The following is a 23,821-nucleotide window of genomic DNA, read 5'->3' as shown; positions in this document are numbered from 1 at the left end:
GCTTATCCGCCGCATATATTCTGCAGACGGACCCATTCGCGATCTGGCAGTATCTGTTGCAGGGGCTGGCCCGCCATCGGGTCGGCCTCGATCAGGCCCAGCACGGTTTCACCTGTGACGTCCGTCGCATAAGCAAAGGGGACTGAGGGCAAAGCTGCCTCGGCAAAAATTTCCAGCAGGTTCTCGTCGGGTACAGTCGGACGGGGTTCTGATAGAACTTCTTCGGTATAACTGTCGACAATCTGAGGTGTCAGCTCACCGGTTGTCAGCAGGCGGAACGCAGATCTGATGCCAGTACGGTCCAGCAGATCATCCAGTGGGTCCTGTGCCTGCACACGTGCACGTTCCGCAAGGATGTACCCGGCCACGACCGAGGGGTCTTCGTGATCTTCGACCAGAGATCGGTTCAACAGGACAATTCCTCCCGGCAGGGTCAGGCTGGTCTGAACCCCGGCAGGCAGGATAACAACCGCGCGTACGCCGGTTCTTGCCGCCAGATGGTCCAGTGCCTCTTGGGTGCCTTCGGAGGCGCAGGCGCGGCCCGACACGCGTTCAATGCGCTTCAGGATCGTGTCGCCGATGTCGATACGCTTGATTTCGGGCACAACGGATACGACATGTTTTTGCAGTGCCGACGGCAACCACAGAAGCATCAGCGCGGCCACAGCAGCCACAACCCCGGCCACGCTGAACCACCGCAAACGCCCGGGGTGGGGGCGTGACCAGTCGATGGCACGCTGCAGACGGTCAATGGCTTCGATCATCGTGGTTTCGGATTGGGCCAGTTCCAACGTCTCTTGTGGGTCGCCATCCGGGTGGTAAATTGCAGGGAAAACACCGGGGTTCTGGCGCTCTAGCGCAGCCAGCGACCAATGAGTCAGGGCCCGGTCGTTGAAATCCGATATCGTCAGCGTCGCTTCACCAATCGACACAACAACCTCGCGCCGCTGAACATCGGGCGAGGGGCGCCACAGACCGGTGGCTTCGATCCGCTGGAACTGTTTCAGTGCCGTCATCGGGGTGATGTCTGCTCGTTCTTAATTGGAGCCAGCTTAACACGCTAAATTCAACCGGCGCAAACCTGTTGCGCGACGTTCAGGAAATGTGCTGGATACCTAGACGAGCGGAATATTCTGTTACCGCTCTCCATCATGCCGCGGGGAAAATGATGCAGGCGGACACCCAGACTTCACCGGTTTTGGCCTCGGTGCTGATGGTCAGTGCTATGGCAATCATCGGCGTGATTGATAATGTGGTCATCTTGGTGGCCGAAACGATCGGTCTGTGGCAGTTCCATTTCAGCCGGGCACTGCTCATGCTACCGCTGATAATGGGCCTGTCACTGCTTGGGCTGGGCCGCTTGCGCCCGATTAGGCTTGGCCCCGTGATCCTGCGTAGTGTTCTCATCACATTGGCCATGTTGTTCTATTTTGCCTCGCTTGCGCTGATGCCGATTGCGCAGGCGTTGGCGGGTTTGTTCACGTCGCCGATCTTTGTGCTGTTGATTACAACCGTCGCCATGAAGCAACGGATAGGCCCATGGCGTATTCTGGCCGTTGCAGTAGGGTTTGCCGGGATTTTGTGCGTGTTGCAGCCGAATCCCGGCGAGTTTGATGCAAAAACGCTGTTGCCGGTCGCCGGAGGGCTGTTCTACGCGTTCAGTTCAGTCATCACCCGAAGCCACTGCGCGCAGGAAAGCACGACGGCATTGCTGGCGGCTATGGTGACAACCTTGGGAGTGGCCGGAGCGGTAGGGCTGATCGTGTTATCCTTGTTTCCGGGGGTTCCGGTCGCTGGGCCGGAGGGCTTCGTCACCCGTGGCTGGGTCTGGCAAATGGGACCGGCAATTCCTTGGATTATAGTTCAGGCAATAGGGTCGACGATTGCGGTATTCATGCTGATCAAATCCTATCAGATCGGTGAGACCTCTTATGTGGCGGTGTTTGAATACTCGGTGATGATATTTGGACCCTTGTTCGCCTGGAGGGTCTTTGGGCAGAATATCGGTGTTCTGCAGATCCTCGGCATATGCCTGATCGCAACGGCCGGAGTTCTGCTGGCCTGGCGGTCCACGCGTCCCGCCGCTACAGAGGCCGCATCGTGATCATTTCGCGCGGTCGCTCTTATATCTTCGTCCACATTCCCAAAACTGGAGGGACATCTTTGTCGCTGGCTTTGGAACAGCGCGCGATGAAGGATGATATTTTGCTGGGAGATACGCCCAAGGCAAAGAAACGCAATAGGCGGATCAAACAGCTATCGGCGCGTGGCCGCCTTTGGAAACATTCAACCCTCGCCGATATCGAAGGTGTTCTTTCACCGGATGAGTTGTCGGGGATGACAGTCTTTACCCTGGTCCGAAATCCCTGGGATCGGCTTGTCAGCTATTATCACTGGCTCAAGGTGCAAGGCTTTGATCACCCCGCAATCGCGCTGGCCCGCGCCCATTCGTTTGAAGGATTTGTCTGCCACCCTGCGACGCAACAGTCGCTCCGTCAGCATCCGGCGCGGCACTACGTGACGCGAGCCGATGGTATTGAACAATGCCAGGATTTCATCAGGCTCGAAGCGTTTGATCAGGACGCAGAGCCTCTGTTTGACCATTTGGGGTTCCGGATCACGCTGCCGCACCTGAATCGATCAGAGCGGGCGAAAGATTACCGCAGCTATTATTCAGCCGCATCACAGGAGACCATCGCCGAGGCTTGCGCTGAAGATATAGACAGATTCGGATACTCTTTTGATTAGATGACAGAAATATAGTTTCCGTGCGGGACTTAATACCGGGCGATTACAGATCGTTGTTCCGTTTTTAGCGTTATCCAACGGGGTTTGGGACCCAAATCAGGCTCAAATGTGTCAAAATTTGGACGCGTGATCGGTTTGGATGCTAATGAATATCTATTGTTTTTGGTGCCAGCAGGGGGGGAGGCACGTGTTTGAAGTAGTGAGTGACATGGGTATTTCAGATGTTCCGGAAAGCCGGACACAATTCGAAACCAGAGTAGAACTGAACGCGCGCCGTGGCGGCTTGATCCACGGGACCAGGGTTTCAACTGTCGACGGCTGGACGCCGATTGAAGACATTCAGCCTGGTGATCTGATCCGGACAGTCGAGAACGGCTTTAAGGTAGTAAGGCGCATTTCTGTCGATACGATTTCGGTTCCTACTGAAGAAAGTCGGATCGAGTATTTGCCAGTCCGCGTACCCCCAAGTGCCGTCGACAGCCCAGGTACGATTTGGATCATGCCTGAACAGGGTATAGCATTGGAGCATGGCACCGCAGATCTGACTGTTGTGGCAGCACGAAAGTTGAGCGGTTTGTTCCGCATCAAGTCGGACGTCCCGGCATCATCATTCGATGTCAGCGCACTGTTCTTTGACGAGGATGAAGTGGTCTATATGGAAGGCGGCATGCGCGCCTTCTGCCCGTCAGGGCGATTCGGCGGCCACAGCGGCACAAGTGCGGGCTATCAAATTGCCGAAAGCGAAACAGCGGCGGAATTGGTCGAAGATATACGAACTGAGGGCCGCGTGGCAGCCCTTGCCAACCCGTTGGGTGCGCTGCCTGCACCCATCTCACTGGAACAAGTTGTCCCTTTGAGACCCAGCAGGGGTGCGCGTCGCCCGGGTCGTCCGGGTCGGCCTCTCCCAGTGATCTGAACGGCAGGCCAACCAAACACGATAAGCAGGGTGCTGGCGTAAGGTATCTTACGCCAGCACCAACTGTTTAGGCAGCCTTGGCTTCGGGGTTGAAACGCCCGTAGAAGCTTTGGCCTTTATCTGCCATCTCACGCAGCAGCGGCGGGCAGGTAAACCGTTCCCCATATTGTGCGGTCAACTGATCGCAGCGCTCGGCCGCATAAGGGGTGCCGATGATGTCCAGCCAGCTCAGCGGGCCACCTGACCAAGGTGCAAAGCCCCAGCCCAAGATTGCGCCGACGTCACCCTCGCGGATGTCTTCCAGAACGCCTTCTTCCAATGCGCGGACGGCCTCCAGAACCTGAGCGAACATCAGGCGTTCCTGCACTTCGATCAGGTCGGGCTGATCCTCTGCCAGCGGATACTTGTCCTGCAGACCCTTCCAATATTCGACGCGCTTGCCTTTTTCGTCATAGTCGAAGAAGCCCGCGTTTGCCTTGCGGCCCAGACGGCCCTGTTCTTCCATCCAGAAGATCAGATCATCGGACGGGCTTTCAGGATATTCGTTGCCCATCGCGGCCTTGGTCGCGCGTGCGATCTTGGCACCCAGATCAATCGAGGTCTCATCAGTCAGCTGGATCGGCCCGACAGGGAAGCCCAACTGGCGTGCCGCGTTGTCGATCAGAACCGGGCTGACGCCTTCGGTCACCATCCGGGCACCTTCATTGATGTAGGGAATGATGCAGCGGTTGGCGTAGAAGAAGCGGGCATCGTTGACCACGATCGGCGTCTTGCGGATCTGACGCACATAGTCCAGCGCCTTGGCCACTGCGCGATCACCGGTTTCCTTGCCTTTGATGATCTCGACCAAGAACATCTTCTCGACGGGCGAGAAGAAGTGGATGCCGATGAACTGATCCGCACGCACCGAAGCTTTGGCCAGGTCGCTGATCGGCAGGGTCGAGGTGTTCGAGGCAAAGATGCAGTCCTCGGGAATGATCGCCTCGACCTTTTTGGTCATCTCGGCCTTGACGCCCATGTCTTCGAAGACGGCTTCGATGATCAGGTCACAGCCCTTCAGATGATCAAGGTCAGGGGTCGCGGTGATGCGGCCCAGCATGGCCTCTTTCTTTTCAGCCGTAACCTTGCCGCGCTTCATACCTTTGTCCAGGTACGTCTCGGTATAGGCTTTGCCTTTGTCTGCTGCTTCCTGATCGCGGTCGACCAGAACAACTTCCATACCGGCCTGCGCCGACACAAGTGCGATACCCGCACCCATCATGCCAGCGCCCAGAACACCGATCTTCTTGACTGACTGATCCGGTACGCCCGCAGGACGCACGGCGCCTTTTTCCAAGGCTTCCTTGTTCAGGAACAGTGATCGGATCATGGCACCCGAAGACGGGTTCATCAGAACGGAGGTGAACCAACGGGCTTCGATCTTCAGCGCGGTGTCGAAATCAACCAGCGCACCTTCGTAAACAGCGCTTAGCAACGCCTTGGCGGCAGGGAACGCACCCTGAGTTTTGCTATTCACCATTGCCGAGGCGCCGACGAAGTTCATGAAACCGGCAGGGTGGTAAGGCGCGCCACCGGGCATTTTGTAACCCTTGGCATCCCAAGGCTTCACAATGTCCGCATCTTTGGCGTTCAGCACCCAATCTTTTGCCGCGGCAACTGGATCCTCTGCGATCTCATCGATGTAGCCTGCACTTTTCGCCTTTTTGACGTCCAGCATCTTGCCTTCCAGCAACAGCGGAGCGGCTGCAATCGCACCGACCTTGCGGACCATACGGGTGGTGCCACCAGCGCCGGGGAAGATGCCAACCATGATTTCAGGCAGGCCGTATTTCGCCTTTGGGTTCTCAGCTGCAAAGATGCGATGCGTCGACAGCGGTAGTTCCATGCCAATGCCTGCGGCTGTACCGGGCAGGGCGGTTGCAATCGGCTTGCCGCCTTTCTTGGTCTTGGGGTCCATGCCCGCCAGCTCGATCTTGCGCAGCACGCCGTGCATATTCATGGTGCCTTCGAACAGGCCCTTGGCTGGGTTGTCGCCCGCCTGTTCTTTCATCACCGCAAGCAGGTTCAGGTCCATGCCACCGGCGAACGATCCTTCTTTCCCGCTGGTGATAACGATGCCTTTGATCTCGTCATCGGCAAGTGCCTGATCGATGCAATCGCTCAACTGTGCGAAGCCGTCAAAAGACATCACGTTCATGGATTTTCCTGGAACGTCCCAGGTGATAATGGCGACGCCGTCCGCGTCTTTGCTCAGAGTGAAATCAGTCATTGTCATCTCCAATCTGGTCAGCCGCTAGCGGGCTGCCATCTTTCCGGGTGAAGGAGAATCCGTTCTCATCATCCTTCACCATCATGTCTAAGTCGCTGTAATAGCCGGTCTCGTTCGGGGTCCGTGTGCCCACCACCAGAAAGGTCGCAGGCGCATCGGTGTTGTTCACAAGGTGATGGCCGTTGGCTTCACCTGCGGGCCATGCGGCGCAATCGCCGGGCTGCATTTCATGCTCGCCATCGTCGTCGATCAGCGTACAGGTGCCGCTTAGCATGATTGCAAACTCGTCCTGCTCCATATGGTAATGGCGCAGCGAGGACATGCCCTGCGGTTCCAGCCGCACGATGTTCACACCGTACTGGGTTAGCCCGCCCGCATCACCGAGGCGCTGAACAAAACGGCCTGCGGTCGCCTCGGCCAGCTTGCCGGGATAGGCCGAGCCGCCCTGAAACGGAATCTGAGAGAGATCCAGCTTTGGCATCAGACGCGCTCGATGATCGTTGCTGCACCCATGCCGGATGCGATGCAAAGCGTGGCCAGCCCGGTTTCCTTGTCCTGACGTTCAAGCTCATCCAGCAGGGTGCCGATGATCATCGCGCCGGTCGCGCCCAGCGGGTGGCCCATTGCAATCGAGCCGCCATTGACGTTGACCAAAGCCGGATCGACATCGAATGCCTGCTGGAAGCGCAGAACAACCGAGGCAAAGGCTTCGTTCACTTCGAACAGGTCGAGATCGCTGATTTTCATGCCGTTGTCGGCGAGGATTTTCTCGGTCACCGGAACCGGACCGGTCAACATAATGGTGGGGTCGGTGCCAATCTTGGCCGTGGCCTTGATGCGTGCGCGCGGCTTCAGGCCGTATTTCTCGCCGAATTCCTTGTTGCCGATCAGAACTGCCGCCGCACCATCCACGATGCCCGAGCTGTTACCCGCGTGGTGGATATGATTGATCTTTTCCAGATGCGGGTATTTCAGCTTTGCGACGTTGTCGAAGCCGGGCATTTGCTCGCCCATCATCTGGAATGCGGGGTTCAAGCCACCCAGGCTTTGCATGTCCGTGCCGGGGCGCATGTATTCATCATGGTCCAGAATGGTCAGGCCGTTCTGATCCTTAACGGTGATGACCGATTTCGAGAACCGGTTGTCGTCCCACGCAGCTTTTGCACGGCGCTGCGATTCCATCGCCAGCGCATCAGCCTGATCGCGTGTGAACCCGTATTCGGTCGCAATGATATCAGCCGAGATACCCTGCGGAACGAAATAGGTGTTCATCGCCAGTGAAGGGTCAGCCGCAATCGCAGCGCCATCGCTGCCCATCGGAACACGGCCCATCATCTCGACCCCGCCTGCAATATAGGCGTCGCCTGCGCCGCCTTTGACCTGGTTGGCAGCCAGGTTCACAGCTTCCATGCCCGAGGCGCAGAACCGGTTGATCGCCAGCCCGGGGATCGATTCATCCAGATCAGAACCCAGCACTGCGGTTCGTGCCAGACAGCCGCCCTGTTCCATAACCTGGGTTACGTTGCCCCAGATGACGTCCTCTACGGCGTGGCCCTCTAGATTGTTCCGCTCTTTTACGGCGTTCAATGTCAGCGAGGACAGGCGCGCCGAAGTCAGCTCGTGCAGGCTACCATCCTTGCGGCCTTTGCCGCGCGGAGTACGCAGGGCGTCATAGATATATGCGTCGGTCATAGTTTTCTCCTTAAGCTCGATCCGGCACAGAGCCGGGCATCAGGTCGTAGGGGTGTTTCCAGCCAGGCTGCTGGGACAAGCGTGTCAGCCAGGCGTCGATATTTGGCCATTCGGTGCGGTCAAAGCCGAAGGGTTCAGGATAGTAGAGATAGCCACAGCAGCTGAGATCAGCATTGGTTACACCGTCCCCAACGATCCAATCGCGACCGTTCAGATGTGCATCCAGGACTTGATACGCAGCCTTCAGACGACCCTGGTTGAATGCGATCACATCTGGGTTGCGATGTTCTTCCGGCAGAAAGTTGATCAAAAAACGGGTCAGGCCTGCCATCGAGCTGAGTTTGTGATTGTCCCACAGCACCCAGCGCAGTACCTCGTATTTCTCTTCCTGTGTCTTTCCTCCGAACATGCCTGTCTTTTCAGTTATATAAGTCTGAATGGCCCCGGACTGACTGGTGCGGAAGTCGCCATCAATCATGACGGGCGCTTCACCCATTTCGTTGACAGTGGCACGAAATTCGGGAGTGCGTGTCACTCCTTTGAAGAAGTCGACTTCGACGGCTTCCCATTCTAACCCTGATAACTCCAGAGCCAGCGCCGCCTTGTACGAGTTTCCGCTGACGCCGAAACAATGCAGTTTGATGGTCATCATTTGCCTCCCTTGGCACATGAGTCAGTGCGATGTGCTGTATCACGTAGCCCGCCCTTTTTCGGGCGGGTCTGGTTTCTTATCGTTTGCGCTCTTCAAGTTCGGAATTGAAGATACGCAAACGGTGCGTCAGGCTCTCTTCGTCGATGACGCTGTTGAAGTTCTCGAACAGGAATGACAGTGCCTCACCTTCGTCCAGACCAGCCTCGCGCGCGAACCCTCTGAGTTTGCGATAGCCGTCTTCGGTCATGGCGACCGGGAAACGGCGTGTCAGGCGAAATCGTTTTGGCATATCGAGCCTTTCGAATGGCCGGCCCCAAGATGGTCTGGGGCCGGTCAGAGATCAGAAGCTTGCCGCGTCCAGGCCCATGACAGTATCCGCACCGCTCTGGATGCGTGTCAGATGAAGACCGGTGGCTGGCAAGCGACGCGCCATGTAGAACTGGCCGGTGGTAATCTTTGTCTCGTAGAACTCGGTGTCCGAAGTCCCGGCTTCAAGTGCGGCATAAGAAGCTTTTGCCATCTGTGCCCACATCAGGCCCAGGCAGACATGACCGAACATGTGCATGAAGTCATTCGACCCAGCCAGCGCATGGTTGGGGTTCTTGGTGCCGCTTTGCATAAAGTACATGGCAGCGGCCTGCAGATCCTTGGAGGCCGCTTTCAGCGGTTCGATAAACGCCGTATCATAGGCTTCGTTCTGACCTGCGTTTTCCTTGCAGAATTTTTTGACCACTTCGAAAAACGCCATGACGTGTTTGCCGCCATCCTGGGCAAGTTTACGGCCCACAAGGTCAAGCGCCTGAACGCCGTTTGCGCCTTCGTAGATCATCGCGATCCGGGCATCGCGGGTATATTGCGACATGCCCCATTCTTCGATGTAGCCGTGGCCACCATAGACTTGCTGGGCCTTGACCGTCATGTCATAGCCTTCGTCGGTCAGGAACCCTTTGAGGACCGGCGTCAGCAGTGAGATCAGGCCATCGGCGGCATCGTCACCAGAGCGGTGGGCCTTGTCGATCATGGTGGCTCCCCACAGAACAAAGGCACGGGCACCCTCGGTAAAGCTCTTCTGATCCATCAGGCTGCGGCGGATGTCGGGATGCACGATCAGCGGATCGGCTGGACCGTCCGGATTTTTCGCGCCGGTCACATCGCGGCCCTGCAGGCGGTCCTTGGCGTATTCCACCGCGTTCTGATAGGCCGCGTCGGCCTGGGACAGACCCTGCATGGCTACACCCATACGAGCTTCGTTCATCATGGTGAACATCGCGCGCATGCCTTTATGCTCTTCGCCCAAAAGATAGCCGGTTGCCTCGTCATAGTTCATGACGCAGGTCGAGTTGCCGTGGATGCCCATCTTTTCTTCGATGTTGCCGACCGATACGCCGTTGCGTTCACCCAGGCTGCCATCTTCGTTCACCATGAATTTAGGAACGATGAACAGGGATACACCCTTGATGCCTTCGGGGCCGCCCACGATCTTGGCCAGCACCAGGTGAATGATGTTGTCGGCCATGTCGTGTTCACCAGCCGAGATAAAGATCTTCTGACCGGAAATCTTGTAGGAGCCATCCGTTTGCGGTTCAGCCTTGGTGCGCATCAGACCCAGGTCGGTGCCGCAATGCGGTTCGGTCAGGTTCATGGTGCCGGTCCAATCGCAGCTAACCATGTTCGGCAGATAGGTTTCTTTCTGCTCTTGGGTGCCGTGCGCCAGAATGGCCGAGGCTGCGCCGTGGGTCAGACCTTGATACATGGTGAACGCCTGGTTCGAGGCGGAAAACATCTCGGCCACGGCAGAGCCAATGACATAAGGCATGTTCTGGCCGCCGAACTCTTCGGGCATGTCCAGGCCGGTCCAGCCGCCTTCCTTCATCTGATCGAATGCGTCTTTAAAGCCAGTAGGGGTATATACCACACCGTTTTCCAGACGACATCCTTCGGTATCACCGATTGTATTCAGCGGGTGCAGAACATTTGTCGCCACCTTACCGGCTTCTTCTAGGACAGCGCCGGTAAAATCAGGTTCAAGCTCGCTATAACCCGGGATGTCCGATCCCGATACATTGAGCACTTCGTGCAATACGAACTGCATGTCTTTGGTTGGTGCATTGTATACGGGCATTGGGAACTTCCTTAGTTTCGCTTGTCCGGTGGGTGGGTGCCGCCGGGGTTATTCTGCGGCCTTTTTGTCGCTCTTGATCGAGGCGATCACTTTCTCGCCCCATCTCAACTGTTCTTTTAGATCGTCAATGGCCTGGGTCAGCTCTTCACGCCGGGATTCCATATCGGCAAGCCGCTCGCACGCGATCTCATAGGTGCGGGTCATCTGTGTAACCTGCTGATCACCTACGTGATACAAATCAAGAAGCTGGCGAATTTCTTCCAGGCTGAAGCCAAAGCGTTTGCCTCGCAGGATCAGCTTGAGACGCGCCCGGTCGCTTTTGGTGAACAGTCGTTTCTGCCCTTCGCGGATCGGAAACAAAAGTTCCTTTGCCTCGTAAAAACGTAATGTGCGCGGCGTGACATCATAGGTCTCGCACATTTCACGAATGGTCATCAGATCTTCGGTCATGGTTTCTGCACTCTTGTAACTGGCCTTCGTTAAGCTGATTTGCGCAGTCGATGCGCGTCTTACAGCACGTAGATGCCGTTCACGTAACGCGAACGCTGCGTCACAAATAAGTTGACGTAACTTCCGTTCGCGTCAAGGTTTCTACTGCAGGGAATTTCAGGACGTCACGTCAGATCACCTTCCAGATGCAATTTCCCAAACACGGAAAAGCATGCTGAAAGGGTAAAAGAGCCCAGGAAGGGTCTGTTTTTGGCTTTGGCAAATCCGATAGTAAACGCGGTCAGCTGGGCAGCAATGCCTAGTCTAACAATTTCGCGGTCTGGTCACGCATTTGTTCCAAGGCATCTATGGCTTCATCTAACTGTTTTTTCTGATTGTTCAGTTCGACAAGCTGATGTTCGGCCATTTCGATGAAGGCCTTCATCTGTGCCTGATTCCCCTGATCTTCGTAGATCAGCAGCCACTGGCGGATATCTTCCAGAGGAAATCCGTATTTCCGTCCCCGCATGATCAGCGTCATCCGAGCGCATTCCCTAGGCCCGTAAAAGCGAGTTCGGCCTTCGCGGTCAGGCTGCAGAAGTTCGATATATTCATAGTAGCGCAGGGTACGTGGAGTCACGTCAAACTCGGCGCACATCTCTTTGAATGACAAACGGTTGTCGGGCATTCCTGGTCTCCTTCGAAACAGCGTAGGACGTGGCGACTTCAAGCGCAACAGGCGGGCTTGCTCTTTTGCTAGCCTGACGCTCATAAAGGGAGAAACAGAGAGGACACAAGTAGATGGTCGACAAAGCTGCTATAGCACGACAGTTTATTGAGGCCATTCCGCATGCCAAAGCTTTGGGTTTGACACTCACCAAAATGGGTAATGGCGAGGCCGAGATTTCGATGCCCTACAAGGCCGAACTGATCGGTGATCCACGCACGGGTGTGATCCATGGCGGGGCGGTTTTTGCCCTGCTTGACACCTGCTGCGGTTCCGCGGTCATGTGCCATCCTTCTTCGCCCGGCGCCACCGCGACAATAGATCTGCGGATAGACTACATGCGCCCGGCGACGCCAGGACAGAGCATTACGACACATGCTGTCTGTTATCACATCACCAGAAACGTGGCCTTTGTCCGCGCAACTGCGAAGGATGAGGACAAGGACCTGCCCGTGGCAACCGCCACCGGTTCATTCACAGTGGAGAGCCGATGATGTCACGACCTCGGCCCGAAGCCATGCAGCTCATCGAACAGCGTCGCGATGCAGCACTGAAGGCAATCGTGGATGGTGTTCCATATATTCAGTTTCTCGGAATCGAATTTGACCGGCGGGGAAATGAGTTGACCGGGGTACTGAACTTTGACCAAAAGCTGATCGGAAACCCGATGCTTCCGGCGCTTCATGGTGGTGTGACGGCTGCCTTTCTGGAAGTAACCGCGGTTATCACCCTGAGTTGGGAGTATTTCTTTCCCCGGATCGAAAACGGCGAATTGGATGCCAGCACGGTCTTTCAAGATGAAACCATCATGTTTCCAAAAACAGTAGATTTTACCGTTGATTACCTGCGATCGGGCTTGCCACGGGATGCCTATGCGCGTGCCTTTGTTCGCCGATTAGGGCGCCGGTATGCGTCGGTTCGTGTCGAAGCGTGGCAGGACAATCATCAGCGTCCTTTCGCACAGGCCAGCGGGCATTTTCTGATGCCGCAGTCCAAATCGAAAGCTGAGTAGATTTCCATGCAAGACGCCTCGGCACCCATCACGCACAGGCGCGTGCTTAAAATTGCAGCGCCCATCGTGCTGTCGAATGCCACGGTTCCGATCCTTGGGGCCGTGGATACTGGCGTAGTCGGGCAGATGGGTCTGGCTGCGCCGATTGGGGCTGTTGGGATGGGGGCCGTGATTCTGGCCTCGATCTACTGGATATTCGGCTTTCTGAGGATGGGGACCACCGGCCTGGCGGCGCAGGCGCGCGGGGCAGGTGACACTGCAGAAACCGGTGCGCTGCTGATGCGGGGCATATTGCTGGGCAGTGCGGCAGGTATGGTTTTCATATTGGCCCAAGTCCTTTTGTTCAAAGGGGCTTTTGCCCTTTCCCCCGCCAGCCCCGAGGTTGAGGCGCTGACCCGCGACTATTTGCGGATACGCATCTGGGGTGCGCCGGCAACGATTGCGCTGTTCGCCATCACTGGCTGGTTGATTGCGATTGAACGTACGCGTGGGGTCTTTGTCCTGCAGGTCTGGATGAACGGGCTGAATATTCTCCTGGATCTGTGGTTTGTGCTTGGTCTGGGTTGGGGCGTCGAGGGGGTGGCCATCGCGACGCTCATCGCCGAGTGGAGCGGGCTGGCACTGGGTCTCTGGCTGTGCCGCAGTGCTTTTACCGGGAATCAATGGCGTGACTGGCCGCGAATTTTTGATCCCACGCGTCTGCGTCAGATGATGCAGGTGAATGGTGACATCATGGTCCGTTCGGTATTGCTGACCGGCGCCTTTACCACATTCCTCTTCGTCGGATCGGATCTGGGGGATGTTAATCTGGCAGCCAATCAGGTCCTGCTGCAGTTTCTCGAAATTACCGCCTTTGCGCTGGATGGATTCGCCTTTTCCGCCGAGGCTCTGGTCGGCGGCGCCATCGGTGCGCGGGATCGGCATCAGGTGCGCCGAGCCGCGGCCATGGCTTCGCAATGGGGGGTAGGGGGTGCATTTGTACTCGGTGCGGTTTTCTATCTGGCCGGACCAGCGTTGATCGACCTGATGTCAACCGCACCTGAGGTGCGACTAGCCGCACGCGAGTATCTGGTCTGGGCGGCGCTGGCGCCGGTGATCGGAGTGGCAAGCTGGATGTTTGACGGCATCTACATAGGTGCGACCTGGACGCGCGCAATGCGCAATGCGATGATCCATTCGGTTGCGATTTATGTTTTGGCCCTATTCATACTGGTGCCTGCGCTGGGCAATCACGGCCTTTGGGCCGCGCTGATGATCTTGAACATCGCGCGCGCCTGCACGCTGGGATGGCGATACCCCAAGCTTGAGGCTTTGGTCGCCTAAAGAAGGTCCAGAAGGGATTCAGTAGGGCGACCAATGGCTGCGTTGTCCCCTTTGATTGCAAGCGGACGCTCGATCAAAATCGGATGGGCCGCCATTGCTGTGATCAGGTCATCCTGAGCGGTATTCTTGGTTAGGCCCAGTTCCTTGAAAAGCTTTTCGCTAGTCCGCATCAGGTCGATGGCGGGGATATCAAGGCGTGTAAGTACGGCCCGGATTTCGTCTGCCGAAGGCGTGTCCTCAAGGTATTTGCGAATTTCGACCTGCGCTCCGTTTTCCTCAAGCAAAGCGAGCCCTGCGCGAGACTTGGAGCATCTGGGATTGTGCCAGTATTCGATCATATCCAGTCCTGTCTTTTGCTTCCAACGGCCTGCGCAACTGTTTCAAACCCGTCGCGCGCCAGCAAGTCATCCAAGCCTCGCGCGATTTCCGCTGCAAGTGAGATACCACCGAAAACCATCGCGGTGTAGAATTGCACGGCCGAAGCACCGGCGCATATCTTGGCATAGGCCTGTTCTGCTGTGCTGATGCCACCAACGCCGATCAACGGAATCTGACCGTCGGTCAAATGGCTAAACCGGGCAAGAACGCGGGTGGATTTTTCGAACAAAGGCGCGCCGGACAAGCCGCCTGCTTCGTCTCTGTGTGCGCTGCGCAACCCATCGCGCGACAAAGTGGTGTTCGAGGCGATGACCGCATCAACGCCCGATTCATGGGCCACTTCGGCGATATCCCGCAGCTCATCCTCGGTCAGATCGGGGGCGATCTTGAGGAATACTGGTAGAGGGCGCATTAGGGTGTTTCGGGTTTCGATCACGCCGCTCAACAGAGCGCTCAGCGCCGCTTTGCCTTGCAAATCCCGCAGCTTTTCAGTGTTCGGAGATGACACGTTGACCGTAGCGAAATCCAGATGCGCCCCACAATGGGCCAGTACCTTGGCAAAGTCGCCGGGGCGATCATCGCTGTCTTTGTTCGCACCAAGGTTCAGTCCGATCACCGCATCCCTGGGGCGCGCCGCCAGACGACGGGCCATGGCCTCCATCCCTTCGTTGTTAAAGCCAAAGCGGTTGATGGCAGCCTTGTCTTCGGTCAGGCGGAACAGGCGCGGCCTGGGATTGCCGGGCTGCGGGCGTGGGGTAACGGCACCGACTTCGATGAACCCAAACCCGGCGCGGGACAGGGGGCCAAGAACCTCTCCGTTCTTGTCGAACCCTGCGGCCAGACCAACCGGATTGGGCAGATTCAGCCCGGCGATTTTGGTCTGCAAACGCTGTGACGTGACCGGCCCTGGTGCAGGCGCAAGCCCTGCCTTCAGGGCTTTGATCGACAGGGCATGTGCAGTTTCCGGGTCCAAGCGGTGCAGGGCAGCCAGCCCCAGCTTTTCAGTCAGTTTCATCCAAACATTTCTCCGCCTTCGGTCGGCGCGCACCGGATCAGGCGAGAGGTCTTCACCGCAGCCTGACGATGCACGATCGCCTGTTTGTAATCAGGGTCGGATATCATTTCCAGAAAGGCATGCGCCGATGGGTAACGCGCGATAAATACCGCGTCCCATGCCTCATCCTTCGGGCCAATCAACGTATTCTGAAACGCGCCGCGCCAAATGATCTTTGCCCCAAGGCGGGTAATGATCGGCGCGGTTTCTATCCCATAATTTCGATAGGCCTGAGCGCCCGACAGACCGTTTCTGGCCAGTTCGTGCCCCGATGGATATTCGGCCCGGTTGCGGAACCTCACCAGGTTCAGCATCTCAATAGGCTGGTCACGATCCAGTACCTTGAAGGCCTCAAACTGGGCGCGATCCGGGTCGATATACCCCGTCATTTCATGTCGTCCGGGAAGTGATGCGCCTTGCCGTCAAAGGGCAGGGGGCAAGACCAGATAATGTCGGTCATACGGATTTGACGGTAGAGATGCGGAAACAGAGCCTCCCCCCGCGAAACCTCCCATTTCAGGTCCTCGCCCATCGCGTCAGCATCGCAGGCCAACAGCGTCAAACCTTCGGCGCCAGCAAAATGCTTGGCAGCGGTTTCCGCAGCTTGTTCAGCTGTCGAAAAGTGGACAAAACCGTCCGAAACATCAATCGGAGCACCATCCGTGGCGCCATCGGTCTGCAGCGCCGTCCATTCGTTGGCGCGGAAAATCTTGTAAATCAGCATAGAACGGTCATGCCCCGCGCTGCGGCTAGATTCAAGCCGGATTTCCCCCTTTGACTCTTTGCTGAAGGCGGCGCAACATCTTGGCAATTAACAAAGGGAGTTAAAATATGTTCACCCGTTTCCTAGCCTCGGCTGCTGTGCTGGGTTTGACTGCAGGAATGGCCGCCGCCGAATATAAACTGACCATTCTGCACACCAACGACTTTCATTCGCGTATCGAGCCGATCAACAAATATGACAGTGGCTGTAGTTCAGATGACAACGCCGAAGGCAAGTGTTTTGGCGGATCTGCCCGTCTCGTAACAGCAGTGGAAGAAGCCCGCGGACGTGCCGAAAACTCGATCCTGGTAGATGGCGGCGATCAGTTTCAGGGCTCGTTGTTCTATACCTATTACAAGGGCAAGGTCGCGGCCGAGTTCATGAACAAACTGGGCTATAACGCTATGACCGTGGGCAACCACGAATTCGATGATGGCCCGGAAGTCCTGCGCGGCTTTATCGACACGGTTGATTTCCCGGTGCTGATGTCGAACGCGGATTTTTCCGGCGAAGAATTGCTGAGTGGCAAGATCAAAAAGTCTACAGTGATCGAAGTCGGCGGAGAAAAAGTCGGCCTTGTTGGCCTGACGCCGGAAGACACGCATGAACTGGCCTCTCCTGGCCCGAACATCACATTCTCGGACCCGGTTCCCGCGGTTCAGGCCGAAGTGGACAAGCTAACCGCGGAAGGCGTGAACAAGATCATCGTTCTCAGCCATTCGGGATATGCTGTCGACCAGCGTGTTGCACAGGAAACGACCGGCGTTGACGTAATCGTAGGTGGGCATTCCAATACATATTTGTCCAACGTTTCTGACAAGGCTGTTGGCCCCTATCCGACAGTGGTCGATGGCGTGCAGATCATTCAGGCCTATGCCTATGGCAAATTCCTGGGCGAGCTGAATGTCACTTTTGATGACGACGGAAATGTTGTCGCGGCGGCTGGTGAGCCGCTGATCATGGACAACAACGTGGCCGAAGATCAGGCCTCGCTGGACCGTATCGCGGAACTGGCCGCTCCTTTGGACGAAATCCGCAATAAGGTCGTGGCCAGCACGTCTGAGGCGATTGAGGGTGACCGTTCGATCTGTCGTGTTCAGGAATGTCAGATGGGCAATTTGGTCGCTGATGCCATGCTTGCGCGGGTTGCTGATCAGGGCGTTCATATCGCGATTGCGAACTCTGGCGGCTTGCGTGCTTCGATTGACCCTGGCGACGTGACCATGGGTGAAGTTCTGACCGTGCTGCCGTTCCAGAATACGCTTTCAACCTTTGAGATCAGCGGACAAGGCATCGTTGACGCGCTTGAAAACGGCGTGAGCCAGGTAGAAGAGGTCAAGGGCCGCTTTCCGCAGGTTGCCGGTCTGACCTTTGTTTGGGACGCATCGGTGGCACCAAACGAAGGGCGCGTATCAGAGGTCATGGTATCCAACGGCGATGGGCTTACCCCGATTGATCCGGCGGCGACTTACCTTGTCGTTACCAATAACTACGTCAGAAATGGCGGTGACGGGTACAGTATGTTCGAAGGCGACGATAAAAATGCCTATGACTTTGGCCCGGATCTTGCAGATGTCACGGCGGAATACCTAGCCGAAAACGCGCCTTACCAGCCTTATCTGGACGGTCGCATCAAGCAAAAGTAAGGCGACCAGAGCGAAACGAAAAGGGCCGCACCTTGGGATGCGGCCCTATTTCATTCAGCTAACCTTCAGCCTTGATCAATATCGTATTCCGGCCAAAGCCCTGTATCAAAACCCGCAAGCATGGGCTGGATATGTTCCGACACAGATCGCCATCCCCCAATGGATTTGGTTGAGATTTTGTTGCGAACCTGGTCGATACTGGCAGTCCGGACCTGTTTGGTATTCTCTTCCGGATGCATCATCGTCTCGGTCCATTCGAGGTCGCAGAAAGCGGCGACCTGCTTGCTATAGGTTTCGGGGTCCGCGACAAGCTTTTCATATGGAACGGTCAGGATCTTGTCGCCAAAAACAGCATCCCAATGCGCCATATAGCGACGATACAGGTTGGCAGAATGGGCGATGGTTTCAAGATTCGAGGCATAGTTCATGCCCCCCGCAGGGAACCGGCGGATCCATTTCGAAAGACCGACATCGCGCGGATCACGCAGCATGTTTATTATCTTGGCGTTTGGGAATGCCGACAACAGGAAGCCGACCCGCTGAAAATTGTGGGGCATCTTGTCAACAAAAGCGGTTGAGCCATCGGGGATCGGCGGCATCAACTCTCGGAACTCTTTGGCATATTTCGCTGCGGCAGTGGAATCGAAGGTCTTGCGATGTTGTGCGTAGTCGCGCGAAAGATCGGCCCCAACCGTCAGTTCGCCGCAGCCAGCAATGTCTGGCGCTGAGCTCAGCATCATTTCCATGAGCGTTGTGCCAGAGCGCGGCTGGCCCAGAACGAAGATCGGAACCGGCTGATCGGTTTGTTCGGACCAAGGAACTCTTCCCCCTACAGGGAACAGGCCAGTGATACGTTCGAACTTCTGTTCTTCCGCCTCTAAATCATAGGGTTTGACGTTGTGTTGGATGGCATTGGCACGTGCAAATTGCGGCAGTGCTGCGCCAAGACTATCGGTTTTTTGGATCAGGTGGGCCTTGGCAAATTCCAGTTCCGACAGCTCGTGTACGCTTTCGGATATCGCTGCTTCTACCGCCTCCATCAGTTTCGGGGCGTCCTCTTTGCTGGACATTGTCGAAAGCTGAAGAAGGGTGGCAACATGGAAGGGTTCTTTGGCGTAGATGCCCTGCAGAATATTGGCGCATCCCTTTTTGTCGCCACTCTGGTGCAGATTTACGGCTTTTTGAAAGGCTATCTTTTCGTTGTCCGGTGCCAATTCATACGCCTTGGTTATATCGCGTGAGTTGTGCTCGATATAACCGATGCGGCCATAGGCGCGGGCACGAGTCGACAACAGGCTGACATTTTCAGGGTCGCTTTGAAGTTTTTTGGTCACGTGATCAATGATCAGACGCCAGTTCTGTCCTTTCAGCGTAATCTCATCAATGACCCGGTTCAGTTCCTTGCTGGCTGGGAACTTTTCGGCCTTGAGTTCGGCATAATCCAAGGCTTTGGCCATCTGGCCGGTTTGCATAAGAGCATTGGCGAGGTTTTCGACGAATTGCGGATCGTCAGGTTTCATCCGCGCGGCTTCGACAAAATGCGGGATCGACCTTTTATACTGTTTCATCTCGGTCAGAACAAAACCGGAAATGGCATGAAAATCCGAGTCGGTCGGAAACTTTTTTACGCCAAGTTGAGCCTTTTTCAGCGCAGCCTGGAATTTGCCTTCTTCCAGCGCTGCGACAGCTTTGACTTTTAAGGTTTTCGCCGTTTGATTTTGCATATGACCCCGTGAGAACCTGTGCCTGTAGAAAACGATTGTTGAAAGTTCATTACCTATGTGCGGACGGTTTGCAATAACCCTTCCAAATGATGCCATGGCCCAGTTGTTTTCTGCGCGCCCGGCCAATGCTCTGCCTGTTGTCCCGAATTTCAACGTTTGTCCGACATGTCAGGTGCATGTGGTCAGGGCAGGCGAAACCGGGCGTCAGCTGGATGCCTTGCGTTGGGGGTTTTTACCACACTGGTACAAGTCCAAAACCGCTGGGCCATTGTTGATCAATGCCCGCGCCGAAACGCTAGCTGAAAAACCGGCTTTCAGGGCGGCCTGCAGAGAACGCAGATGTCTGATCATTGCCAGCGGGTTTTATGAATGGACCAAAACCGAGAGCGGAGACCGGCTGCCCTGGTATATTTTCAGAAAAGACGGGGCCCCGATTGCTTTTGGCGGGGTATGGCAAGATTGGGGACCCGAGGCCGATAAGAAGGGAACATGCGCAATCGTTACGACACCAGCGAACCGCAATCTGGGCAGAATTCATCACCGCATGCCCCTGATTGTTGAACCCGAAAACTGGCCTTTATGGTTGGGTGAAGTGGGCAAAGGGGCTGCGCGGCTGCTGTCTCCGGGGCAGGAAGATATTCTTGGCTTTCATCGTGTCGATCCGAGCGTCAATTCCAATCGGGCCAGTGGACCGACGCTTGTCGATCCCATCGCAGGTTGACACCGTGCCTTTCCATCCGGTTCAACGCGGGTTAGATCGTTGACATGGTTCTGAAAATCACCAGCCTTCAGCAATTATATGCGCATGAGTTCGACACGACCATAGACGTGCGCAGCCCGGCTGAATTTGCCGAGGATCATTTGCCCGGGTCCATCAACCTGCCAGTTCTGGATAACGACGAACGGGCGCGCGTCGGGACGATTTATGTCCAGGAAAGCCCGTTTCTGGCCCGCAAGCTGGGGGCGGCTCTGGTTTTCAGGAATGCGGCCAACCACATTGAACACAGCCTGTCCCATCACGAAGGGGGGTGGAAACCCCTTGTATATTGCTGGCGCGGTGGGCAGAGATCTGGTTCGTTTACCTGGATGCTACAACAGATTGGCTGGCGGGCCGAGGTTGTCGAGGGCGGCTATCGGGCTTATCGCCGCTTGGTGAGCCGGTATCTGTATGACGATCCGTTGCAGTTTCAATTCGTCCTTCTGGATGGGTATACGGGCACAGCAAAGACCGAGCTGCTTACACACCTTCAGCAACGTGGTGTCCAGGTTCTGGATCTCGAAGGGCTTTCCAATCACCGGGGGTCGTTGCTGGGGGCAATGCCGGGCGGACAACCCAGTCAAAAGGCATTCGAATCCGCGCTGGCCGCAGAACTTTGTGGTTTTGACCCCACCCGTCCCGTCGTAGTCGAAGCGGAATCGTCCAAAATCGGCTCTTTGATCCTGCCGCCGAGGCTTTGGTCCGCCATGTGTGCGGCCGTGCGCATTCAGATTGATGCCCCGATAGAAGCGCGCGCGGAATATCTGGTCTCGGCATATGACGATGTCCTCAGCGATGCCGAGCGGTTGAAAGATCTCCTGTCGCCGCTGAGGTCTCACCGTGGGCATGAGGTGGTGGATGGGTGGTTTGCGCTGATTGACGGCGGTAACAAGTTGGCCCTTACACGGTCACTTATGGAACAGCATTACGACCCGGCTTATGCCAAGTCGGCGCGCGTACACAGCGCCGAAATTGTAGCCTCGATCCAGGTGCCCTCGCTGGCAAGTACCGGTCTGAAAGAGGTCGCTTTGCGGGTCGAACAGGTCCTGGATCATCTCTGAAGTTTTAAACCCGGCGTATCGTCGATCATGCCGATGATTGCTGCCGGATATCCAGCCGCACGTAGGTCTGCACACAGGCCTGGCGCGTCATCGGCTTGGACAGCGGCCAATAGCCCTCCGGCGGTTTGAGGATCGAAAAGAAGATCAGCCTTGGGTCCATTGATGAGTTCAGGCGCGATGGCGCGGTTGTCCTCGAAGATCGTGGACCGAACGCCGCTTGCGCTGAGTTCTACGGCCCCGGCCATCACGGGAACCGCATCCAGAGCAACTACCGCACCGCAGCCCGAGGCACCGCAAATACCCTGCAGATGCCCTACCAGACCAAACCCGGTCACATCGGTCATCGCATGGGCGCTGAACAGAATGCGCGCGGCTTCGCCCTGGGGCTGGACCATGTGGCGGAACGCCTCGGCGACCCAGATGCCATTGGCCAAACCGGCCATTTCGGCGGCCATGATCACGCCGCTGCCAATCGGCTTGGTCAGGATCAAAGCGTCGCCCTTGCGGGCTCCGGACAGGATGATCGGGTCGTTTTCGCACAGGCCGGTCAGAGTGAACCCGATGGTCATCTCATCCCCCATCGAACTGTGGCCTCCGACGATTTCGGCTCCGGTTGCGCGGATGACGTCACTGGCGGTGGCCATGATTTCTGCCATGGTACGTTGTTGCAGTGCGGGTGACATCCGAGGCAGAATAATCGTCGCGGTGGCGGCCTGCGGTGCCGCACCCATCGCCCAGATATCACCCAACGCGTGAATGGCCGTGATCCGTGTCATCAAAACCGGATCATTGGTAAAGCTGCGCAAATGGTCCGAGGTCATCACCTGTCGCGCGCCGCCGGTGAGAAGCAAAGCCGCATCGTCACCTGAAAGCGGTATAACGTCTTGCCGATCGGGGGGCGGCAAATCAGACAGAACACTGCGCAAAGCGCGACGCCCAATCTTTGCGCCGCACCCACCGCACATGGGTTTTTCACCCAGGACTTCTGGCACGCCCAAAGCGTGGTCGCGGGGCAACTCGGCTGCTTTCATCTGCGGCAGATTCCGGAATTTATTCATGAAATTCTGGTCGATATGGTTCTTCCATTTCCACATCAACGGACCACTGAGCGAGGTTCCCAATCGCTCGGCCAATGCGGATTTCCCACCCAGCGATATCAGCTTGAGGTAATCTTTTTGCGGATGATAGGGGCGCATCTTTCCGACACCCAGCGAGGCCCGAAGATTGTCATAAAGAATCGGGGCTTCTCGGACGGCATAGACACCTGCTTTTGGTCTGGGGTTTTCTGACAGATGGGCACAATCGCCGGCTGCGAACACAAAAGGATTGCTGGACTGCAGCCTGCTATTCACCGTGATATATCCATCGTGAAGATCCAGCCCGGACTGCGCCATCCAACCATAGGGTTTGGCCCCCGCCGCCCCCGTCACGAATCCAGCCGCAATCTGGCGCCCGTCCTCCAACCGGATGTGATCCGCATGAATTTCGACGATGGCGGCCTGTTCGATCACGTCGATGCCAAGGTCAGCCATCGCATTGCGAATGATTGAGGCCGCCTTAGCGCCAATCGCGGTCAGGGCCCGAGCATTGTCGATCAGGGTCAATCGGGCGCTGCGGTTTGCGGAACGCAGAGCGTGCGCCATCGCCATGATCAACTCGACACCGGCAACACCACCACCGATCACGGCAACCGAGGCGGCGCCTGCGCCAGATTGGTACTCGGCCCACCTGGCGGCAAAAGACCCTAACGGTTTTGCGGGGACCGCATGGTCGGAAAATCCAGGCAGGGCCGGCATGTCGGATGTAATGCCAACATTAATCGAGGCTACATCATAGGCGACGGGCGGTCGGCCGGGCACATGTACCTCTTGCCGGTCAGGGTCTAACCCTTCGACGGCACCCAATATCACCCGTGCCCCGGCAAAGCGAGCCAGACGCACCAGATCAATATCCAGGTCACCCCGGCGGTAATGACCGGCAACGAAACCGGGCAGCATCCCTGAATAGGGGGCTGAAGGCGTGGGGTTGATGACCGTCAGGCGCGCGCCAAGCAGGGGGTTCATCCCCCATTTTCGCAACACCAGCGCGTGCGTATGACCGCCGCCGATAAGAACCAGATCGCGGGTCAGGGGTAACGGAGGTCTATGCATATGTATCAGGTGTTTCTGTGATCAGGAACGTCTTCGACTTGTTCGACCGCATGTGTGGCCCAGATTTTGTCCTCACCCGCGTCCGGCAGATCCTGGGGCTTTTCATGGCGGTGAATATGCCATTTGGCAATAAACAGGGCCGTGATCGGAGCAGTCAGGAACAGAAACAGCGTGATCAGCAGCTCGTGCAGAGACAGATGATGTTCGATCAATACGGAATGGATGATTGAGGCGATCAGAACGCCACCCACCCCAAGCGTTGTCGCTTTGGTGGGGGCGTGAAGCCTGGACATCGGGTCCTTTAGCTTGATCATCCCGTACGATCCGACAAAACCAAATATGCCTGAAACAACCAGGAAGAAGGCGACCAGAAATTCAAAGATTACCGACATGTCGCC

The 23,821-nt window shown here is 56.6% G+C and carries 25 protein-coding genes; 9 read left to right on the top strand and 16 right to left on the bottom strand.

Going from position 1 to position 23,821, the window contains the following annotated elements; all coding sequences use genetic code 11:
- Positions 1 to 2: 2 nt before the first annotated feature.
- Positions 3 to 1,016, bottom strand: a complete 1,014-nt coding sequence (locus AC2FH2_RS04755; protein ID WP_496823035.1) for a hypothetical protein — start codon at positions 1,014 to 1,016, stop codon at positions 3 to 5.
- A gap of 152 nt (positions 1,017 to 1,168) precedes the next feature.
- Between AC2FH2_RS04755 and AC2FH2_RS04750 the strand changes: the two genes are divergently transcribed.
- The 3 genes from AC2FH2_RS04750 (at position 1,169) to AC2FH2_RS04740 (ending at position 3,664) form a co-directional block, all read left to right on the top strand.
- Positions 1,169 to 2,104 carry a DMT family transporter gene (locus AC2FH2_RS04750; RefSeq protein WP_142632801.1) on the top strand — a complete coding sequence of 312 codons (936 nt, stop codon included), beginning with the start codon at positions 1,169 to 1,171 and terminating at the stop codon, positions 2,102 to 2,104.
- Positions 2,101 to 2,748: a sulfotransferase family 2 domain-containing protein gene (locus AC2FH2_RS04745; RefSeq protein WP_496823033.1), complete on the top strand. Its 648-nt coding sequence runs from the start codon at positions 2,101 to 2,103 to the stop codon at positions 2,746 to 2,748. Before AC2FH2_RS04750 ends, AC2FH2_RS04745 begins: the two co-directional genes overlap by 4 nt.
- Positions 2,749 to 2,935: 187 nt before the next feature.
- Positions 2,936 to 3,664 (top strand): Hint domain-containing protein, encoded by a 729-nt coding sequence (locus AC2FH2_RS04740; protein WP_496823031.1) that lies wholly within the window; start codon positions 2,936 to 2,938, stop codon positions 3,662 to 3,664.
- Positions 3,665 to 3,731: 67 nt separating this feature from the next.
- Here AC2FH2_RS04740 and AC2FH2_RS04735 read toward each other — a convergent pair whose 3' ends face one another.
- From AC2FH2_RS04735 to AC2FH2_RS04700, 8 genes are all read right to left on the bottom strand, one after another.
- Positions 3,732 to 5,933 (bottom strand): 3-hydroxyacyl-CoA dehydrogenase NAD-binding domain-containing protein, encoded by a 2,202-nt coding sequence (locus AC2FH2_RS04735; RefSeq protein WP_496677960.1) that lies wholly within the window; start codon positions 5,931 to 5,933, stop codon positions 3,732 to 3,734.
- Positions 5,926 to 6,414 (bottom strand): cupin domain-containing protein, encoded by a 489-nt coding sequence (locus AC2FH2_RS04730; protein ID WP_496693341.1) that lies wholly within the window; start codon positions 6,412 to 6,414, stop codon positions 5,926 to 5,928. Before AC2FH2_RS04730 ends, AC2FH2_RS04735 begins: the two co-directional genes overlap by 8 nt.
- On the bottom strand, positions 6,414 to 7,625 hold the full coding sequence (locus AC2FH2_RS04725) for an acetyl-CoA C-acetyltransferase (protein ID WP_142632809.1): 1,212 nt from the start codon (positions 7,623 to 7,625) through the stop codon (positions 6,414 to 6,416). Before AC2FH2_RS04725 ends, AC2FH2_RS04730 begins: the two co-directional genes overlap by 1 nt.
- Positions 7,626 to 7,635: 10 nt before the next feature.
- Positions 7,636 to 8,274: a glutathione S-transferase family protein gene (locus tag AC2FH2_RS04720; protein WP_142632811.1), complete on the bottom strand. Its 639-nt coding sequence runs from the start codon at positions 8,272 to 8,274 to the stop codon at positions 7,636 to 7,638.
- A 79-nt stretch (positions 8,275 to 8,353) separates the two neighbouring features.
- Entirely contained in the window at positions 8,354 to 8,566 is a 213-nt protein-coding gene (locus AC2FH2_RS04715; RefSeq protein ID WP_142632813.1) for a hypothetical protein, read from the bottom strand.
- A gap of 51 nt (positions 8,567 to 8,617) precedes the next feature.
- Entirely contained in the window at positions 8,618 to 10,399 is a 1,782-nt protein-coding gene (locus AC2FH2_RS04710) for an acyl-CoA dehydrogenase C-terminal domain-containing protein (RefSeq protein WP_496823029.1), read from the bottom strand.
- A 48-nt stretch (positions 10,400 to 10,447) separates the two neighbouring features.
- A complete protein-coding gene (locus AC2FH2_RS04705; protein ID WP_142632817.1) occupies positions 10,448 to 10,849 on the bottom strand; it encodes a MerR family transcriptional regulator in 402 nt (133 codons plus the stop codon).
- A 298-nt stretch (positions 10,850 to 11,147) separates the two neighbouring features.
- The gene (locus tag AC2FH2_RS04700) at positions 11,148 to 11,516 is read right to left on the bottom strand and encodes a MerR family transcriptional regulator (protein WP_142632819.1); all 369 of its coding nucleotides are present in this window, start codon (positions 11,514 to 11,516) and stop codon (positions 11,148 to 11,150) included.
- Positions 11,517 to 11,629: 113 nt separating this feature from the next.
- Between AC2FH2_RS04700 and AC2FH2_RS04695 the strand changes: the two genes are divergently transcribed.
- From AC2FH2_RS04695 to AC2FH2_RS04685, 3 genes are read left to right on the top strand one after another with little or no spacing between them, the layout of a single operon-like run.
- The gene (locus AC2FH2_RS04695) at positions 11,630 to 12,049 is read left to right on the top strand and encodes a PaaI family thioesterase (RefSeq protein ID WP_496823028.1); all 420 of its coding nucleotides are present in this window, start codon (positions 11,630 to 11,632) and stop codon (positions 12,047 to 12,049) included.
- A complete protein-coding gene (locus AC2FH2_RS04690) occupies positions 12,049 to 12,567 on the top strand; it encodes a PaaI family thioesterase (RefSeq protein WP_271948008.1) in 519 nt (172 codons plus the stop codon). The genes AC2FH2_RS04695 and AC2FH2_RS04690 overlap by 1 nt, the downstream gene beginning before the upstream one ends.
- Positions 12,568 to 12,573: 6 nt before the next feature.
- Complete coding sequence (locus AC2FH2_RS04685) at positions 12,574 to 13,890, top strand: MATE family efflux transporter (RefSeq protein WP_496823026.1); 1,317 nt, start codon at positions 12,574 to 12,576, stop codon at positions 13,888 to 13,890.
- On the opposite strand, the gene arsC is transcribed toward AC2FH2_RS04685, so the two are convergent.
- The 4 genes from arsC to AC2FH2_RS04665 are packed head-to-tail and all read right to left on the bottom strand — an operon-like array spanning position 13,887 to position 16,046.
- The gene (arsC, locus tag AC2FH2_RS04680) at positions 13,887 to 14,228 is read right to left on the bottom strand and encodes an arsenate reductase (glutaredoxin) (protein ID WP_142632827.1); all 342 of its coding nucleotides are present in this window, start codon (positions 14,226 to 14,228) and stop codon (positions 13,887 to 13,889) included. The two genes, AC2FH2_RS04685 and arsC, sit on opposite strands and share 4 nt — an antisense overlap.
- A complete protein-coding gene (locus AC2FH2_RS04675; RefSeq protein ID WP_496714387.1) occupies positions 14,225 to 15,283 on the bottom strand; it encodes a quinone-dependent dihydroorotate dehydrogenase in 1,059 nt (352 codons plus the stop codon). Before AC2FH2_RS04675 ends, arsC begins: the two co-directional genes overlap by 4 nt.
- Positions 15,280 to 15,711, bottom strand: coding sequence for a DUF1330 domain-containing protein (locus AC2FH2_RS04670; protein ID WP_496693346.1), 432 nt, complete (start codon positions 15,709 to 15,711; stop codon positions 15,280 to 15,282). The genes AC2FH2_RS04675 and AC2FH2_RS04670 overlap by 4 nt, the downstream gene beginning before the upstream one ends.
- Positions 15,708 to 16,046: a DUF952 domain-containing protein gene (locus AC2FH2_RS04665; RefSeq protein ID WP_496693347.1), complete on the bottom strand. Its 339-nt coding sequence runs from the start codon at positions 16,044 to 16,046 to the stop codon at positions 15,708 to 15,710. The genes AC2FH2_RS04670 and AC2FH2_RS04665 overlap by 4 nt, the downstream gene beginning before the upstream one ends.
- Positions 16,047 to 16,153: 107 nt before the next feature.
- On the opposite strand from AC2FH2_RS04665, the gene AC2FH2_RS04660 reads away from it, so the two are divergent.
- Positions 16,154 to 17,731: a bifunctional metallophosphatase/5'-nucleotidase gene (locus AC2FH2_RS04660; RefSeq protein ID WP_271948004.1), complete on the top strand. Its 1,578-nt coding sequence runs from the start codon at positions 16,154 to 16,156 to the stop codon at positions 17,729 to 17,731.
- A 65-nt stretch (positions 17,732 to 17,796) separates the two neighbouring features.
- Here the strand turns inward: AC2FH2_RS04660 and AC2FH2_RS04655 are convergent, their stop codons facing one another.
- Complete coding sequence (locus tag AC2FH2_RS04655) at positions 17,797 to 19,455, bottom strand: tetratricopeptide repeat-containing sulfotransferase family protein (protein ID WP_496823024.1); 1,659 nt, start codon at positions 19,453 to 19,455, stop codon at positions 17,797 to 17,799.
- A 55-nt stretch (positions 19,456 to 19,510) separates the two neighbouring features.
- Here AC2FH2_RS04655 and AC2FH2_RS04650 point away from each other — a divergent pair, with 55 nt between their 5' ends.
- Both AC2FH2_RS04650 and mnmH read left to right on the top strand, forming a co-directional pair.
- Positions 19,511 to 20,176, top strand: coding sequence for an SOS response-associated peptidase (locus AC2FH2_RS04650; protein WP_496823022.1), 666 nt, complete (start codon positions 19,511 to 19,513; stop codon positions 20,174 to 20,176).
- A gap of 44 nt (positions 20,177 to 20,220) precedes the next feature.
- The gene (gene mnmH, locus AC2FH2_RS04645; protein ID WP_496823020.1) at positions 20,221 to 21,273 is read left to right on the top strand and encodes a tRNA 2-selenouridine(34) synthase MnmH; all 1,053 of its coding nucleotides are present in this window, start codon (positions 20,221 to 20,223) and stop codon (positions 21,271 to 21,273) included.
- Here the strand turns inward: mnmH and selD are convergent.
- Positions 21,264 to 23,423 carry a selenide, water dikinase SelD gene (selD, locus tag AC2FH2_RS04640; protein WP_496823018.1) on the bottom strand — a complete coding sequence of 720 codons (2,160 nt, stop codon included), beginning with the start codon at positions 23,421 to 23,423 and terminating at the stop codon, positions 21,264 to 21,266. The two genes, mnmH and selD, sit on opposite strands and share 10 nt — an antisense overlap.
- Positions 23,424 to 23,428: 5 nt before the next feature.
- A complete protein-coding gene (locus AC2FH2_RS04635) occupies positions 23,429 to 23,815 on the bottom strand; it encodes a Na+/H+ antiporter subunit G (protein WP_142632844.1) in 387 nt (128 codons plus the stop codon).
- Positions 23,816 to 23,821 lie beyond the last annotated feature (6 nt).

Source organism: Ruegeria sp. YTSA105 (assembly GCF_059610225.1).
This window is presented reverse-complemented; position numbering and strand designations above follow the sequence as displayed.